General features: G+C 69.8%; 16 protein-coding genes. 4 read left to right on the top strand and 12 right to left on the bottom strand.

Annotated elements, in window-relative coordinates; genetic code table 11:
* The first annotated feature begins 23 nt into the window (after positions 1-23).
* Positions 24-788 carry an SDR family NAD(P)-dependent oxidoreductase gene (locus tag ACZ6WN_RS07210; RefSeq protein WP_465863681.1) on the top strand — a complete coding sequence of 255 codons (765 nt, stop codon included), beginning with the start codon at positions 24-26 and terminating at the stop codon, positions 786-788.
* Positions 789-798: 10 nt separating this feature from the next.
* On the opposite strand, the gene ACZ6WN_RS07215 is transcribed toward ACZ6WN_RS07210, so the two are convergent.
* The 10 genes from ACZ6WN_RS07215 to ACZ6WN_RS07260 form a co-directional block, all read right to left on the bottom strand.
* Positions 799-1,398, bottom strand: coding sequence for a MarC family protein (locus tag ACZ6WN_RS07215; protein ID WP_465863683.1), 600 nt, complete (start codon positions 1,396-1,398; stop codon positions 799-801).
* A complete protein-coding gene (locus ACZ6WN_RS07220) occupies positions 1,395-2,276 on the bottom strand; it encodes a PHP domain-containing protein (protein WP_465863685.1) in 882 nt (293 codons plus the stop codon). Before ACZ6WN_RS07220 ends, ACZ6WN_RS07215 begins: the two co-directional genes overlap by 4 nt.
* Positions 2,277-2,305: 29 nt before the next feature.
* Positions 2,306-2,959, bottom strand: coding sequence for a DUF6758 family protein (locus ACZ6WN_RS07225; protein ID WP_465863687.1), 654 nt, complete (start codon positions 2,957-2,959; stop codon positions 2,306-2,308).
* A 107-nt stretch (positions 2,960-3,066) separates the two neighbouring features.
* On the bottom strand, positions 3,067-3,621 hold the full coding sequence (locus ACZ6WN_RS07230; protein ID WP_465863688.1) for a histidine phosphatase family protein: 555 nt from the start codon (positions 3,619-3,621) through the stop codon (positions 3,067-3,069).
* Between the two features lie 36 nt (positions 3,622-3,657).
* The gene (locus tag ACZ6WN_RS07235) at positions 3,658-4,449 is read right to left on the bottom strand and encodes an SDR family oxidoreductase (protein ID WP_465863690.1); all 792 of its coding nucleotides are present in this window, start codon (positions 4,447-4,449) and stop codon (positions 3,658-3,660) included.
* An 11-nt stretch (positions 4,450-4,460) separates the two neighbouring features.
* Positions 4,461-5,495: a MaoC family dehydratase gene (locus ACZ6WN_RS07240; RefSeq protein WP_465863692.1), complete on the bottom strand. Its 1,035-nt coding sequence runs from the start codon at positions 5,493-5,495 to the stop codon at positions 4,461-4,463.
* 57 nt (positions 5,496-5,552) lie between these two features.
* Positions 5,553-6,398, bottom strand: coding sequence for a glycosyltransferase family 2 protein (locus ACZ6WN_RS07245; protein WP_465863694.1), 846 nt, complete (start codon positions 6,396-6,398; stop codon positions 5,553-5,555).
* Positions 6,399-6,511: 113 nt separating this feature from the next.
* Complete coding sequence (locus tag ACZ6WN_RS07250; RefSeq protein WP_465863695.1) at positions 6,512-7,663, bottom strand: hypothetical protein; 1,152 nt, start codon at positions 7,661-7,663, stop codon at positions 6,512-6,514.
* Positions 7,664-7,719: 56 nt separating this feature from the next.
* Positions 7,720-7,890: a DUF5302 domain-containing protein gene (locus ACZ6WN_RS07255; RefSeq protein ID WP_160027349.1), complete on the bottom strand. Its 171-nt coding sequence runs from the start codon at positions 7,888-7,890 to the stop codon at positions 7,720-7,722.
* Positions 7,891-8,070: 180 nt separating this feature from the next.
* Positions 8,071-9,165 carry an alkene reductase gene (locus tag ACZ6WN_RS07260; protein WP_465863696.1) on the bottom strand — a complete coding sequence of 365 codons (1,095 nt, stop codon included), beginning with the start codon at positions 9,163-9,165 and terminating at the stop codon, positions 8,071-8,073.
* Between the two features lie 102 nt (positions 9,166-9,267).
* Between ACZ6WN_RS07260 and ACZ6WN_RS07265 the strand changes: the two genes are divergently transcribed.
* Positions 9,268-9,645, top strand: coding sequence for a MerR family transcriptional regulator (locus ACZ6WN_RS07265; protein ID WP_465863697.1), 378 nt, complete (start codon positions 9,268-9,270; stop codon positions 9,643-9,645).
* An 89-nt stretch (positions 9,646-9,734) separates the two neighbouring features.
* Here ACZ6WN_RS07265 and ACZ6WN_RS07270 read toward each other — a convergent pair whose 3' ends face one another.
* Both ACZ6WN_RS07270 and ACZ6WN_RS07275 read right to left on the bottom strand, forming a co-directional pair.
* On the bottom strand, positions 9,735-10,928 hold the full coding sequence (locus tag ACZ6WN_RS07270; RefSeq protein ID WP_160027343.1) for an acyl-CoA dehydrogenase family protein: 1,194 nt from the start codon (positions 10,926-10,928) through the stop codon (positions 9,735-9,737).
* Positions 10,929-11,050: 122 nt separating this feature from the next.
* Positions 11,051-12,448, bottom strand: coding sequence for an endonuclease/exonuclease/phosphatase family protein (locus ACZ6WN_RS07275; protein WP_465863698.1), 1,398 nt, complete (start codon positions 12,446-12,448; stop codon positions 11,051-11,053).
* Positions 12,449-12,639: 191 nt separating this feature from the next.
* Here ACZ6WN_RS07275 and ACZ6WN_RS07280 point away from each other — a divergent pair, with 191 nt between their 5' ends.
* Positions 12,640-13,968, top strand: a complete 1,329-nt coding sequence (locus ACZ6WN_RS07280) for a magnesium transporter MgtE N-terminal domain-containing protein (RefSeq protein WP_465863700.1) — start codon at positions 12,640-12,642, stop codon at positions 13,966-13,968.
* A complete protein-coding gene (locus tag ACZ6WN_RS07285; protein ID WP_465863702.1) occupies positions 13,961-14,506 on the top strand; it encodes a DUF1003 domain-containing protein in 546 nt (181 codons plus the stop codon). Before ACZ6WN_RS07280 ends, ACZ6WN_RS07285 begins: the two co-directional genes overlap by 8 nt.
* Positions 14,507-14,508: the final 2 nt, after the last annotated feature.

Raw genomic sequence — 14,508 nt, forward strand, 5'->3', positions numbered from 1 at the left:
CCCCGTGGTGGCAGGATTGCCCCATGTCGAACCCCACCTCCCTGGTCACCGGCGCAACCGCCGGCATCGGACTCGCCTTCGCCCAGCAGCTCGCCGCTCGCGGACACGACCTCGTCCTCGTCGCCCGTGACGAGGAGCGCCTCGACGGCGTCGCGAAGGACCTGACGGACGCGCACGGCGTCGGTGTCGAGGTCCTCCGCGCCGATCTGACCGACAGCGCCGACCTCGCCAGGGTCGAGGCCCGCCTGGCCGACGCCGACCGCCCGGTCGACCTGTTGGTCAACAACGCCGGCCACGGCCTCAAGCGCCGCTTCCTCGACAACACCGCCGATGAGGAGACCGCGATGGCGGAGGTGCTCGTCATCGCCCCGCTGCGCCTGTCCCACGCCGCGCTGAAGGCCCAGGTCGCCCGCGGCCGCGGCGGCATCATCAACGTCGGCTCCGTCGCCTCCTACCTTCCGCGCGGCACCTACTCGGCGGCCAAGGCCTGGATCAACTCCTTCACCGAGTGGGCCCACAACGAGTACGCCGGCCAGGGCATCAAGGTGATGGCGCTGCTCCCGGGATTCACCAAGACCGAGTTCCACGAGCGCCTCGGCTCCGGCTACGACTCGGCCCCCTCCTGGATGTGGCTCGACGTCGACGACCTGGTCCGCGAGGCGCTCGAGGACTACGACGCCGACAAGACCTTCTCGATCCCGAGCAAGCGCTACAAGGCGCTCGCCACGGCAGCGCGCGTGGTCCCGTCCGGGGTCCTCCAGAAGTTCCAGTCGCTCGGCCGCAAGTAGCCGGCTGGTCTCAGGCGTTCGCGATGAAGGTCGTGACCGCGTCGGCGACCATCTGGACCGCGATCGCAGACAGGAGCAGACCGGCGATCCTGGTGATCAGCAGGACGCCGGACTCCTTGAGGACCTTGAGGATCGGGACGGAGAAGATCATCCCGAGCAGCAGGGTGATGTGCACGACGATCAGACCGAGGCCGAGCCCGAAGCCGTCCGCGACGGAGTCGACGTCCTGGGTGAAGACCATCGTCGCGACGATGGCACCCGGGCCGGCCAGGAGCGGGGTGCCGAGCGGCACCATCGCCACGTTGGCGCCCGCCGCGGCCACCGGGTCGTCGAAGTTGTCGGTGAGCAGCTCCAGGGCCACCAGCAGCAGGAGCAGGCCGCCGGCGCACTGCAGCGCCTCGAGGGAGATGTGCAGATAGTGCAGGATCGCCTGTCCGAACAGCGCGAAGATCGTGATCACCAGGAAGGAGACGGCGACCGCGAGGACCGCCGCCCGACGCTGCTTGCCCGGGGACTGACCGGCGGTCAGCGAGAGGAAGACCGGGATGGTGCCGACCGGGTCCATGATCACGAAGAGCGTCACGAACGTGGAGACGAAGATCTCGGTCAACGTACGACCCCGGGGGTGGCTCGTCCGGAGGCGGCCGCGGCGGTGGCCGCGCGCTCCAGGAGCCGTTCGTACTCGGCGGGTGCGGTGGTGTTCACCCCCAGATGGTGACCCACCTTCCCGGTGCCGTGGTAATCGCTGGATCCGGTCACCACGAGGTCGAGATTGCGGGCGATCACCCGCAGCTTCTCGCGCACTTCCGGGCTGTGATCCTGGTGGTCGACCTCGAGCCCGGACAGGCCCGCGTCGACCAGTGCGGACAGCGTCGCCTCGTCGGGCTGCTCGCGGCCGGAGCGGCCCCAGGGATGGGCGATCACGGTGACTCCCCCGGCGGCGGCGACGGTGCGGATCATCGGCTCGAGCGGGGCCGCGTAGCGGTTGACGTACGCAGGCTTGCCGGCGCCGAGGTAGCGGTTGAACGCCTCGTCGCGACTGCCCACGTACCCCTTGGCGACCAGCGCGTCGGCCAGGTGGGGGCGCCCCGAGGCGGCCGCGTCACCGGAGACGGCCGCGACGTCCTCGAGGGACACCTCGATGCCGAGTCGCGCCAGCCGGTCCAGCATCAGCGGCAGCCGTCCGTCTCGGCCGACGAGCACGCGGGCGAGCTCCTCGACCAGCGGCGGGTAGCTCCGGTCGGGGAGGTAGGCCAGCAGATGGACACCGTGCCCGGCGTGGTTGGTGCTGATCTCCATGCCACGCACCAGCTCGATCCCGGCCTCGGTGGCCGCGGCGGCCGCCTCGTCCCAACTGTCGGCGGTGTCGTGGTCGGTGATCGCGACGACGTCGAGCCCTTCGGCCTTCGCCGCCTGGACCAGCTCAGCGGGCGAATCGGTTCCGTCGCTCACCCGCGAGTGAGTATGGAGGTCGATGCGCACTCGCACATCCTAGAGGCTTCTCGAGCAGAGGCATCCTACGGCGAGCTCCACCAAGATCCGCCGGGCCCGCCGAAGGGCAGCTCGACCATCTGTACGCCCAGCTCGCCGACCTGGCGCAGGTGCCAGCCGTCCTGGAGCATCAGCATCGCCGTGGCCGGTCGGAAGATCAGCCACAGCCAGCGCCCGGCGGCCTCGCCGACGACCACCGACCGTTCCCACTCCTCGGCGCCGTTGGTCCACTGCGTGATCGGCCACAGCGGCACCAGCTGCCCGGCGACGCGGACCCGCGTGGTGGGCGGGCCGGAGCAGGCGTCGATACCGGGGTCCGGTCCTTCCGTACGCGCGCACCGCGCGCCCAGCCCGACGCCGGCCTCCTCGGTGACGACGGTCATCTCGACCGGTCCGTCGTCAGGGGTCACCCCCGTCACCGTGAGCAGCGTCGCCGCGCCCTTGGTCTCGTCGCCGACCACGGCGAGGTCGGCGATCGACCAGCCCGACTCGACCGGCCAGGGAACGTAGGTGGGCACGTCCCCGGCCAGCGAGAGGACCTGCACGAGGTCTTCGTAGGAGGCCCCGTCCGACCGCCACACCGGTGTCACGACACCGTGCTCGGGACACGACCTGCTGCCGCCGGCGCCGATGCTCGCCACCGGCGTCGCGCAGCGTGGACAGCCAACCGCGAGAGCCACCCCACAACGGTGACCCGTGCCATCCGTCTGGTCAAGCAGTTCGGTCAAGCCGTTCGGTCGAGCGGTTCGGTCGAGCCGCTTGTTGCGCAGCGGCCCGATGGTGCCGCCTAGGTGTTCCAGCTCTTGACGACCGGCTGCCCGTGGTAGGTGTCCAGCATCGAGAGGGTCGCGGTGTCCAGCCGGAAGAGGCGTCCCTCGGTGACCGGGAGGCCCAGCCACACCGCTGCCAGGGCGCACAGCGCGTGTCCGTGGGAGAAGACCAGGGTGTCGCCGTCGCGCTCGCGGGCGGCCGAGACGACCCGGCCCAGCCTCTCCTGGACGGCGGCCGCCGCCTCTCCCCCGGGCGTCTCCGAGGTCCACAGGCTCCAGCCGGGGTCGGTGCGATGGATCTCGTCGGTGGTGATGCCCTCGTAGTCGCCGTAGTCCCACTCGACCAGGTCATCGGTGACGACCGCGTCGGGGAAGCCCGCGAGCTCGGCCGTACGCACCGCCCGCTGTCGCGGGGAGGTCAGGACCGCGGCGTACTTCTGGTCCTGGAGCCGGGACGCGAGCAGCTTGGCGGCCTCCTCGCCCTCGGCCAGGAGGGGAAGGTCGGTGTGGGAGGTGTGCCGGCCGTTGAGGGACCACTCGGTGGTGCCGTGCCTGACGAGGTAGAGGGCCATGCCCCCATCCAACCAGCCATCGGGCCGGCCGAATCCTCAGGCCCGCGTGATGAACCGGTTGACCTCGCGGACGAACACGTTGGGTGCGAGGTCGGCGGCGGTCGACAGGGCCCGGGCGGGGAACCCGACGGTGGTGTGCACCTTCGGCAGCCGGAACCGGCCCTTGCGGGGCTGCGCCATCTCCCAGACCTGGTCGGCGACGTCCTCGACGGTGAGCCGGATGCCCAGGGTCTGGTGGGACGAGGCGACGTTGCCGTCGAGCAGCGCGGTCTTGACCCACAGCGGCCACACCGCCTGCACCCGGATGCCCTCCTTGCGCCACTCCAGCTCCAGCGCCTCGGTGAGCCCGCGCACGGCGTACTTCGACGCGCTGTAGGAGGCGATCTCCGGTTGCCCGTAGATCGCGCTCGCGCTGCAGACGTTGATGACGCCCGAGCCGGGGGTCGCCCGCAGATACGGGTACGCCGTGTGGCAGCCGTTGATCACGCCGTTGACGTTGATCTCGATGGTCTGGTGGTGCTGGGCCAGGTCGACGTCGGCCAGCCGGCCGGCGCGCAGGATGCCGGCGTTGTTGACCAGCAGGTCGAGGCGACCGCCGGCGGCGGTGGCGAACTCCTCCAGCGCCGCCTTCCAGGAGGCGGGATCGGTGACGTCGAGCGCGCCGCCGATGGCGTTGTCGCTGCCGAGGATCGCCGCGACATCCCGGGCGAGCTCGGCGTCGATGTCGTAGACACCGACGAACCAGCCCTGCGCCGCGAACTTCTCGACGATCGCCTTGCCGATGCCCTGCGCGGACCCCGAGACGAAGAGTGCTTTCTTGCCTGACATGTCCTACGTCCTTACACCGGGATGAGCGCCCAGTAGTCGAGGTCGAGCAGCACACCGGGGGCGTACTTGCCGTCCTCGCCGCGCAGGGTCATCGACTCGTCGCGCCCCTTGGTGGCGACCAGTCGCAGCCGGAGCGCACCGACCCCGGGGGCATCGGTCTCGACCCGGTCGAGCACCTCCGACCAGGCGTAGACGGTGTCGCCCGCGAAGGCCGGAGAGGTGTGCGCGCCGGCGTTGATCGCGGCGATCAGCTGGGCGTTGGCGAGGCCGTTGAACGACAGCGCCCGGGCCAGCGAGATGATGTGGCCACCGTAGACGAGGTTTCGGCCGTCGGGCCGTGCCTCGACGTTGAAGTGCACCTTCGCGGTGTTCTGCCACAGCCGGGTGGCCTGCTGGTGCTCGGACTCGGTGAGGGTGACCCCGTCGACGTGGTCGATCTTCTCGCCGACCTCGTAGTCGGCCAGCCGGTGCGGCTCACCGGCGGCGGTGAAGTCGTAGGAGGAGAAGTCCAGGCCCTGGGGCACGACGAGGTTCTTGGCGTCGACCGCCTTCGCCAGCTCCGGGATCACGGTCTCGGGTGCCGCGGCCGCCTGGTCGCGCTTGTGGACCATCACCCAGCGCGCCCAGTCGATGGCGACCTCGCCGCGCTGGTTGGTGGCGGTCGAGCGGACGTAGACGACGCCGGACCTGCCGTTGGAGTTCTGCTTGAGGCCGATGACCTCGGACCTCGTCGAGAGCGTGTCGCCCGGCACCACCGGCTGGTGGAAGCGGCACTCGGCGTAGCCGAGGTTGGCGACCGCGTTCAGCGACACGTCCGGGACGGTCTTGCCGAAGGCGATGTGGAAGCCGATCAGCTCCTCCACCGGGTGCACGCCCAGACCGACGGAGGCCGCGAAGGCGGCGCTCGAGGGCACCGCGAAGCGGGTCGGGTAGAGCGACCCGTACGCAGCCCGGTCGCCCTCGGTCACCGTGCGCGGCGTGGCGTGCTCGATGACCTGGCCGACCTGGAAGTCCTCGAAGAAGTTGCCGGGGTTCGTCTTGCTCATCTACGGCCTCTCGTCGGTGAGTCTGGCGGTGCGTGGATTACCAGACGGTAACTTAGTTCAGACGATCCCGTGGAGGCGTTCCGGGATGCGTAACAGCGGCTGGTTGCGGAGGTTGTCGATGTGCCCCGGGCCGACGGCACGGTGCACTCCGTCCTCCTCCCGGACGAGCCTGGCCGGCAGGACCGAGGCCGGGTCGAACTCCTGGACATCGGTGCTCGCCGAGGCGGTCGCGGCGGTCAGCAGGCCGGCGAGATCGTCGCCGGAGCGTCCCCACGAGCTGCCCTTGCCGCGCCCCACCGACCTGGCGAGCTCGTTGCGGCGGTCGGCCTGCCGTCGCAGCAGATCCACGTCGGCGAACTTCATGTGGACCATGAACAGCCCGGGATCCGGCACGAACGGCGCCTTGATCCCGTGGGAGGCGAGGGTCCAGGCGGCCGGCACCCGCTTGACCGACGGCTTGCACATCAACGGCGCGAACTGGGCGTACGCCCGCTGGCCGAGGATCGGCTTGCCGCTGACCAGCGCTCCCTCGACCGCGGTGTGGTGGATCACGTTGAGGGCGAACGGGGCGATCACCCGCTCGGGGCGCCGGGTCAGGTAGTCCGAGAGGCTGGCGTACCTCGCCGGGTCCGGGACGAGGAACTCGTCGACGTCGGTGAAGATGACCACGTCGTAGATCCCCAGGAGACCGTGGGCGACCCCGCTGGCCAGGCCCATCCGGCCGGCCTCGAAGTTGCCCTTCCGGAAGCCCGGCAGCCGCTGGACCGTGCACCCGAGGTCGTCGGTCGAACCGTCGGTCGAGCCGTCGTCGAAGACGATCAGGTTCTCGTGACCCGCGGCTCGGCCGTAGTGGTCGACCCAGCGGGCGAGCATCTCGCCCTCGTCGCGGGCGATCGTGAGCACCGCGATCCGAGGCGGCGCGGCAGACGACGTGCCGTGCGCCTCATCGGCGAGTCTGCGACGACGGCGCAGGCTCCAGCTGCTTGACAATGAATTCCCCCGAATGTGTTGAGGCCCTACGTGCGGACCAGCTCCTCTCGCCGAACGGACCACTCCACGAGGTCGGCCAGGGCGGAGACGGCGCGCGCCGGGGCCTTGCGGCCCTCCCCCGGGTCGATGGCCTCACCAGGAATGGTCGGGTCGGCGAGCTTCTTGTCGAGGTCCGTACGCAGCGCGGCATAGGAAGCCACCGCGGCGTCGCGAACCTGCTTGTCGGTGACCTTGCGCGGGTCGATCCCGCGTACGTCCACAGGGGCCAGGTCATCGAGATCCCCGTGGATGGTCGCGTCCAGGCCGCGCAGCTCCGCTGCCTGGTCGCGGGTGAACGAAGGCGTCCAGCGCGGCGCCTGGAGCCCGATGCGCGGGTCGTCGACCGTCAGCGCCGGCATCAGCCGCTTGCCGAGGACGTGCTTGCGCAGCGCCATCGCCGCCGGGTAGGCCAGGCCACGCCGGTCCAGCTCGGTGTTGAGGCCGCGCAGCACCTCGACGGTCGCCGCGCCGAGGGAGGTGTTCTTCGGCGGCGGGCTCTTCATCCCCTCGGGGTCGAAGCCCATCGCCGCGCCGAAACGCTCCAGCAGCAGGGTCGCCGGGCTGCCCGGAGGCGGCACCGTGACCAGGTGCAGGGGTCCGGCGTGGCGCCAGCGCCGGGCGACGGCGACCATGTCCTGCTCGGCCCAGAACCGCTTGCCGGGCTTGGAGTGGCGGCGCTCGGGAGAGCCGGGACGGCTCTTGTTGACCGCGGTGAGGAACTCCGCCCAGGTCCAGTCCATGCCGTTCTGGATGAGCTCCTGCCACATCGAGGGGATCTGCCGGTTGATGTCACGCAGCGAGAGCACGATCTCGGGGGTCACGCCCTGGAAGCTCGTCGCCACCCGCTCGACCGTCTCCGGGCCGACCGGCGCGAGCAGCTCGACGGAGATCAGCGCCGTGCCGTCCCACTGGTCGACCTCGGCGACCATGCGGTCCCAGGCTCCGGCGACCGAGTCCCCCTGCGGGTGCGTCCGGCGGCCCTTCACGTCGAGAACGGCCTCGATCTGGTGGCGCCAGCGAGCGCCGGGGACCAAGAACCCACGCTCCGCCAGGAGAGCCTTGTTCTTGTACAGGGCCCCCTGCAGATAGGTCGTCCCCGACTTCATCGCCCCGACATGGAGCACTACGCGGCGCGCCAACTTCTCGTTACCTCTCGACCAGACCGACCCGACACCCCCGAGGGGGCATCGTAGCGTCAGGAACCGCCGCCGCCCGCCTTTCGGCGGTGCATCTTCGGTGCGCCACCGACGACCTCGGACCCGTGCGCCTTCTCCTTGGCCCCCGCGCTCTCGGCGCGGGCGTGGTCGTGGTTGTTCTTCTTCTCCAGCGCCTCGCGCATCTTGGCTTTGAGATCGTCGTTCGTCATCGCTCTCCCTGAATCGGCGTTGCTGGATCGTTGGTCGGGTAACCCCCAACCTACGACAACGGCCACGACGAATCCTCGAGTTTTACCGACGAGACCGTGGTCGCGGGCGACGAAGGCCTGCTTTCGCCGCCCACGACCACGGATCCGGTGCCTGTTCGTGCGGGGCTCCGCCGAGGCGAGTCAGGCGACCTGGTGGCGGGCGGGGACGTCCAGGAAGCCGGCGTCACCACCGGCGTAGTAGGTCGCCGGGTCGGCCTCGGCGAGAGGCAGCCGACGACGAAGCCGCTCGACGAGGTCCGGGTTGGCGAGGTAGGCCCGGCCGAAGCTCACCAGGTCGGCGCCCAGACCCAGCCAGCGGTCCGCGGAGGCCAGGTCGGTCGGCCTGGCTCCGAACGCCGCCTCACCGCGGGTCAGCCAGGAGCTCGGGTTGACGATCATGGTGCCGTCCCACCGCTTGCGCAGGTCGAGCATGGTCGCCTCGTCGGTGGTGGCCTCGATGTGGACGTACGCCAGCCCGAGCCGGTTGAGCTCGGTGACCAGTGCCGCATAGAGGTCGGCATGATCGGCTTCGGTGACGTCCCAGAGCCCGGCGCCGGGCGAGAGCCGGATGCCGGTACGGTCGCCGCCGACGGCGTCCACCGTCGCCTCGACGGCCTCCACGGCGAACCGGATGCGGTTGGCCACCGTGCCGCCGTAGCGGTCGGTGCGCAGGTTGGCGTTGGTCGAGAGGAACTGGCTGATCAGGTAGCCGTTGGCCCCGTGCAGCTCGACCCCGTCGAACCCGGCGCCGACCGCACGGCGGGCGGCTTCGGCGTAGGACCCTGCCTGCTCCGAGACCTCCGCGGTCTCCAGCGTACGCGGCACCGGCGCGGGCTGCGGCCCGGTCGGCGTGAAGACGTCGGCCGCCACGGCGACGGCCGAGGGGGCCACCGGCCGGAGGCCGGAGATCGACTCGTGCGAGACCCGGCCGCCGTGCATCAGCTGGGCGAAGATCCGGCCACCGTTGATGTGGACGGCGTCGGTGACCTGCCGCCAGGAGGCGGCCTCGACCTCGGTACGCAGTCCCGCGGTGTTGGGGTTGGAGGTGCCGACGTGGTTGGGGGCGATCCCGTCGGAGATGAGCAGGCCGGCGGTCGCCCGCTGAGCGAAGTACGTCGCCATCGACGGCGTCGCCAGGCCGTCGGCGGTGCCTCGGGCGCGGGTCATCGGCGCCATCACGATCCGGTTCGGCAGCGTCAGCGGGCCCAGGTGGTGGCGGTCAAAGAGGCTGGTCACAGGTGAGCTCCTTGGGAGTGGCAGTGGTTCACCACGTACGCTAGAACCTGACACTGACGTCAGAGGCAAGTCTTGTGCCGGAGATCACCCAGGAGGAGTTCGATGCGGATCGGCGAGCTCGCGAGGCGAGCAGGCGTGAGCGTCCGCTCGCTGCGCTACTACGAAGAGCAGGGGCTGCTCGAGTCCGAGCGCAGCAGCAGCGGCCAGCGGCACTACCCCGAGGCAGCCGTCGACCGGGTGATCCTGCTCCAGCGGCTCTACGCGGGCGGGCTCTCGAGCCGTACGATCGGCGAGGTCCTTCCCTGCGTCGACCGGCCGAGCGCCGACACCTCCGAGTCGGCCTTCGAGATGATGGTCGGCGAGCGCGACCGGCTCAGCGCGCACATCGAGGACCTGCTCCGGACCCGCGACATGCTCGACGAGCTGATCGCCACGAATCGCCGCCACAACGCGACCCTCAGGTCCGGCTCCGCCGGCTGACCCGGGCGCCCGAGACAGCAGAAGTGGGCGACGAGACCACAGTCTCGTCGCCCACCTCTACAGATTCGGCGGAAGGTCCGGCCGAGGGGTCAGGACTTGTAGTCCTTGAGCAGCGAACGCCCGATGATCATCTTCTGGATGTCGCTGGTGCCCTCACCGATGAGCATGAACTTGACCTCGCGCATGAGCCGCTCGATCTCGTACTCCTTGGAGTAGCCGTAGCCGCCGTGGATGCGGAAGGAGTCCTCCACGACCTCGTTGGCGTACTCGGAGGCGACCATCTTGGCCATCCCGGCCTCGACGTCCATCCGCTTGCCGGTGTCCTTGAGCCGCGCGGCGCGGACCATCATGTTGTGGGAGACCTCGACCTTGGTGCCCATCTCGGCGAGACGGAACAGGATGGCCTGGTGCTCGGCGATCTTCTTGCCGAAGGTCTGACGCTGCTGGGAGTAGGCGATCCCGAGCTCGAAGCCACGGATCGCCAGACCACAGGCACGGGCGGCGACGTTGACGCGGCCGACCTCGACGCCGTCCATCATCTGGAAGAAGCCCTTGCCCGGGGTGCCACCGAGGATCTGGTCGGCCGAGATCTTGTGACCCTCGAAGATCATCTCGGTCGTGTCGATGCCCTTGTAGCCCATCTTGTCGATCTTGCCGGGCACGGTCACGCCCTGCGCGGTCTCGCCGAAGCCCGGGGTCTTCTCCACCAGGAAGGTGGTCATGTTCTTGTAGACGCTCTCGGCGCCCTCGTCGGTCTTGGTCAGCACCGCGACCAGCGTGGAGGAGCCACCGTTGGTCAGCCACATCTTCTGGCCGGTGATGCTGTAGGACCCGTCCTCGAGCTTGGTCGCCTTGGTCGAGACCGCGCTCACGTCGGAGCCGAGGCCCGGCTCGGACATCGAGAACGCGCCGCGCACCTCACCGGTCGCCATCTTCGGCAGGTACTTCTGCTTCTGCTCCTCGGTGCCGTGCTGCATCAGCATGTAGGCCACGATGAAGTGGGTGTTGATCACACCCGAGACCGACATCCAGCCGCGCGCGATCTCCTCGACGCACAGCGCGTACGTCAGCAGCGACTCACCCAGACCGCCGTACTCCTCCGGGATCATCAGGCCGAAGATGCCCAGCTCCTTGAGACCCTCCACGATCTCGGTCGGGTACTCATCGGCGTGCTCCAGCTCCTGGGCCACCGGAATGACCTTCTCGTCCACGAACTGGCGGACGGTCTTCAGGATCTCTTCCTGGATGTCGGTGAGACCTTCGGTCTCGGCAAGGCGACCCATGCTGTACTCCTAACTCGGTGGTCGAGCCTGTCGAGACCACCACGACGTGTCACTGCGGCAGGTTACCAATCAGTAACCATCAGTGACAGGGTGACTCCCACCACATCGCGATCCTACGTCCCTCAGACCCGGCGTCCGACTGCCGAGAAGAACGGCTTGAGGAGCTTGTCGTACGACGCCTTGGTGACGCTCACGTAGCCCGACCGCTTCCCGGAACCGGCCGAGGTGGACATCTGCGTGCTGGAGCCGAAGGCGAACGTCGGGGTGGCCCCCGTCCTGCTGATCAGCAGGACCGTCGCCCTAAGCCCGGCGCTGTCATAGCCGTCCGGGCGCGGCACCGCCCAGCTCTTCTTCTCGACGTCCTTGCCGAGGACCCGCTGCAGCGACCGCATCTCGTCGGTCGTGGTCCGCTCCGCGGTGACGACCTGGACATGCGCGCCGCGCGATCTGGCCCGCTTCAGCGCCCGGAGCACCTTCCCGTTGGTCAGCGCACGGGTGGCCAGGTGGACGACCTGACCCCGTTGGGTGCTGTTGATCGACTTCAGGACCGTACGCAGCACGCTCTGCTCGTCGGCGGCGCTCAGCCCCGGGTCGGTGATCACGACGCCCGGCCCGAACCGGACCCGGGCGGACCCGTCGGTCGAGGTCACCGGCAGTGGCGAGAAGTCGACACGGACCGCGTGATGGTCGGACTCGAGCCCGAAGGCGCGCTGGTTGCCGGTGGCGAACCGCGCTACCCCACGGGTCAGCACGTAGTCGATGGTCGAGTCCCGGCCGTGCGTGACCGGTGCCTGCTGGGTGACGTCGTAGCTCGGGACCAGGTGCTGCGCAGCGAAGATCTCACCCGGGTAGCGCGAGCCCTCGTACTCCACGTTCAGGTCGCCGCCGACCATCACCGGCCCCCGCCGGGCCAGCGCCTTGACGAGCACGTTGAGCGCGCGGGCGGAGGGACGGACCAGGTCGCCGTAGTACTTGGACTTCGGCGCGAAGTGCACCGCGACCACCGAGACCTTCCGGCCGGTCGCCCGGTTCTCGAGGGTGACCCAGTTGGCGTACCTGATCCCCCAGTGCAACCGCTGGTCGGCCGCCTTGCCGCGCTTGTTGCTGATCTGGTGGATGCCCTTCGAGGTCGCGGCCCACCTGTCGTTGTCCCAGGCCACCGCCGTCGCGGACCGGTAGGAGTTGCCGCCCTTGCGCCACACGCGGTAGCGCCCCGGCTCGAGATCTGCGGTGCGGCGGCCGTTCACCTCGTTGTAGGTGATGAAGTCGGGCGCGGTGCCGACGACCTCGCGTACGTCCTTCTTGAACCTCGCCGTGCCCATGCTGGCCCTGATGTTGGCCTGGACCATCCGGTAGCGCGGTGGCGAGTAGGCGACGGTCTCCAGGTCTGTCGGCGCCGGAGCGGTCGAGCCGCGAACGGCGACGAGCGCGCCACCGAAGAGCCCGACGACAAGCCCCGCGGAGAGCAGCGCCTTGGCCACCCGGCCCCCGCGAGACGCGACATGAGGTCGTGTACGCATCTGTTCTGGTCCCCCTCACAGCAGTGGCGACCGATCACGCTGGCCACATAGACAACTTTTGTAACACAAGCCCCAGCCCGATCGTCGGCTCCGCTCCGGCCGCGGGTTCGGATAGATCATCGAATCGACGTTCCGCGCCACCGAGCGAGCGCCGACGCGATCTGTCTGGACACATGTCATAACGTGGGCCCGTGAGCACCTCGCCCAACCGCGTCTACGCGGCACGCCTGGTCGGCCTTCCGATCTTCGACCCGCTCGGTGAGCAGGTCGGCAAGGTGCGAGATCTCGTGGTCACGGTCAGATCCGACGCCCGGCAGCCGCGCGTGCTCGGCCTGGTCGTCGAGGTCTTCGGGCGCCGGCGCATCTTCGTGCCGATGACCCGGGTGACCAGCATCGACTCCGGTCAGATCTACACGACCGGCCTGCTCAACATGCGTCGCTTCCAGCAGCGTTCGACCGAGACGCTGGTGATCGGCCAGATGTTCGACCGGCAGGTCACGATCCGCCCCACCGGCGTCGTCGGGACCGTCTACGACATCGGCATGGAGCAGGCCCGCAACCGCGACTGGCTGCTCTCGCGGGTCGCCGTGCAGGAGGTCGCGAAGGGACTGCGCCGACGCGGCCAGACACACGTGGTGGAGTGGAACGACGCCGAGGGGCTCGCCCGCCGCTCCCCCACCCAGGCCGCGACCCACCTGGTCCAGGCGATCCACGACATGCGCCCGGCCGACGCCGCGACGATGATCCACGAGCTCCCGCCCGAGCGTCGGCGACAGGTCGTCGCCGCCCTCGACGACGAGCGCCTCGCCGAGGTGCTCGAGGAGCTGCCCGAGGACGACCAGGTCGCCATCGTGCGGGCCCTGGACTCCGAGCGTGCCGCCGACGTGCTCGAGGAGATGTCGCCCGACGACGCCGCCGACCTCATCGCCGAGCTGCCCGAGGAGACCGCCACCCTGCTGCTCGAGCTGATGCAGCCCGAGGACGCCAAGGACGTCCTCCGGCTGATGTCCTACGAGGAGGACACCGCCGGCTCGATGATGACCCCCGAGCCGGTCATCGTCGGCCCCGACGCGACCATCGCCGACGCGCTCGCGCTCGTACGCAACCCCGACCTCACCCCGGCCGAGGCGTCCGTCGTCTACGTCTGCCGCCCGCCGCTGGAGACCCCGACCGGCAAGTTCCTCGGCATCGCCCACATCCAGCGGCTGCTGCGCGAGCCACCGTCGACGCTGGTCGCGGGTGCGCTCGACGAGTCGCTGGAGCCGCTGCGTCCCGAGGACAGCACCGAGCAGGTCGCGGCCCACCTGGCGACGTACAACCTGGTCGCCGCTCCCGTCGTCGACGAGAACGGCCACCTCGCCGGCGCGGTCACCGTCGACGACCTGCTCGACCATCTGCTCCCGGAGAACTGGCGCGAGAACCTCGCCCGCCAGGAGTCGGCCAGCGAGCCACGTCCCGACACCCGTCCTGACACCCGCCCGAACAAGGTGATCACCCCCGACATGGTGCGCCGTGGCTGACGCACGCGCCGCCCGCGGCCGCCTCGACACCCCGCGCGAGCTGCGCCGGCCGCTGGTCAAGCGCCCCGCCTTCCGGGCTGACTTCGGCTCCTTCGCCGAAGCCTTCGCCCGCTACATGGGCACGGCCCGGTTCATCGGCTGGATGACGATGGTCGTGCTGATCTGGGTCGCCTGGAACACGCTCACCCCTCACGAGTGGCGCTTCGACGAGTTCCCGTTCATCTTTCTGACCCTGGCGCTGAGCCTGCAGGCCTCCTACGCCGCCCCGCTCATCCTGCTCGCGCAGAACCGCCAGGAGGACCGCGACCGCGCGCTCGCCGAGCAGGACCGCCGCATCGCCGCCCAGTCGAAGGCCGACATGGAGTTCCTCGCCCGCGAGACCGCGTCGCTGCGGATGGCCCTCGGCGAGGTCGCCACCCGCGACTACCTCCGCTCCGAGCTTCGGCTGCTCCTGGAGGAGCTCGACGAGCGCGACCGCCACCGCGCTCCGGTCGACCAGTCCTCGGGCGATGCGGGAGAGTCCCCACGCACGACGTAGGC

This window comes from Nocardioides sp. NPDC054178 (assembly GCF_055585005.1).

Coding starts and splice junctions, on each gene's coding strand:
- ACZ6WN_RS07275 (WP_465863698.1), bottom strand. CDS start 12,448: ATGCGTACACGACCTCATGTCGCGTCTCGCGGGGGCCGGGTGGCCAAG.
- ACZ6WN_RS07265 (WP_465863697.1), top strand. CDS start 9,268: ATGCGGATCGGCGAGCTCGCGAGGCGAGCAGGCGTGAGCGTCCGCTCG.
- ACZ6WN_RS07240 (WP_465863692.1), bottom strand. CDS start 5,495: ATGAGCAAGACGAACCCCGGCAACTTCTTCGAGGACTTCCAGGTCGGC.
- ACZ6WN_RS07270 (WP_160027343.1), bottom strand. CDS start 10,928: ATGGGTCGCCTTGCCGAGACCGAAGGTCTCACCGACATCCAGGAAGAG.
- ACZ6WN_RS07210 (WP_465863681.1), top strand. CDS start 24: ATGTCGAACCCCACCTCCCTGGTCACCGGCGCAACCGCCGGCATCGGA.
- ACZ6WN_RS07235 (WP_465863690.1), bottom strand. CDS start 4,449: ATGTCAGGCAAGAAAGCACTCTTCGTCTCGGGGTCCGCGCAGGGCATC.
- ACZ6WN_RS07255 (WP_160027349.1), bottom strand. CDS start 7,890: ATGACGAACGACGATCTCAAAGCCAAGATGCGCGAGGCGCTGGAGAAG.
- ACZ6WN_RS07230 (WP_465863688.1), bottom strand. CDS start 3,621: ATGGCCCTCTACCTCGTCAGGCACGGCACCACCGAGTGGTCCCTCAAC.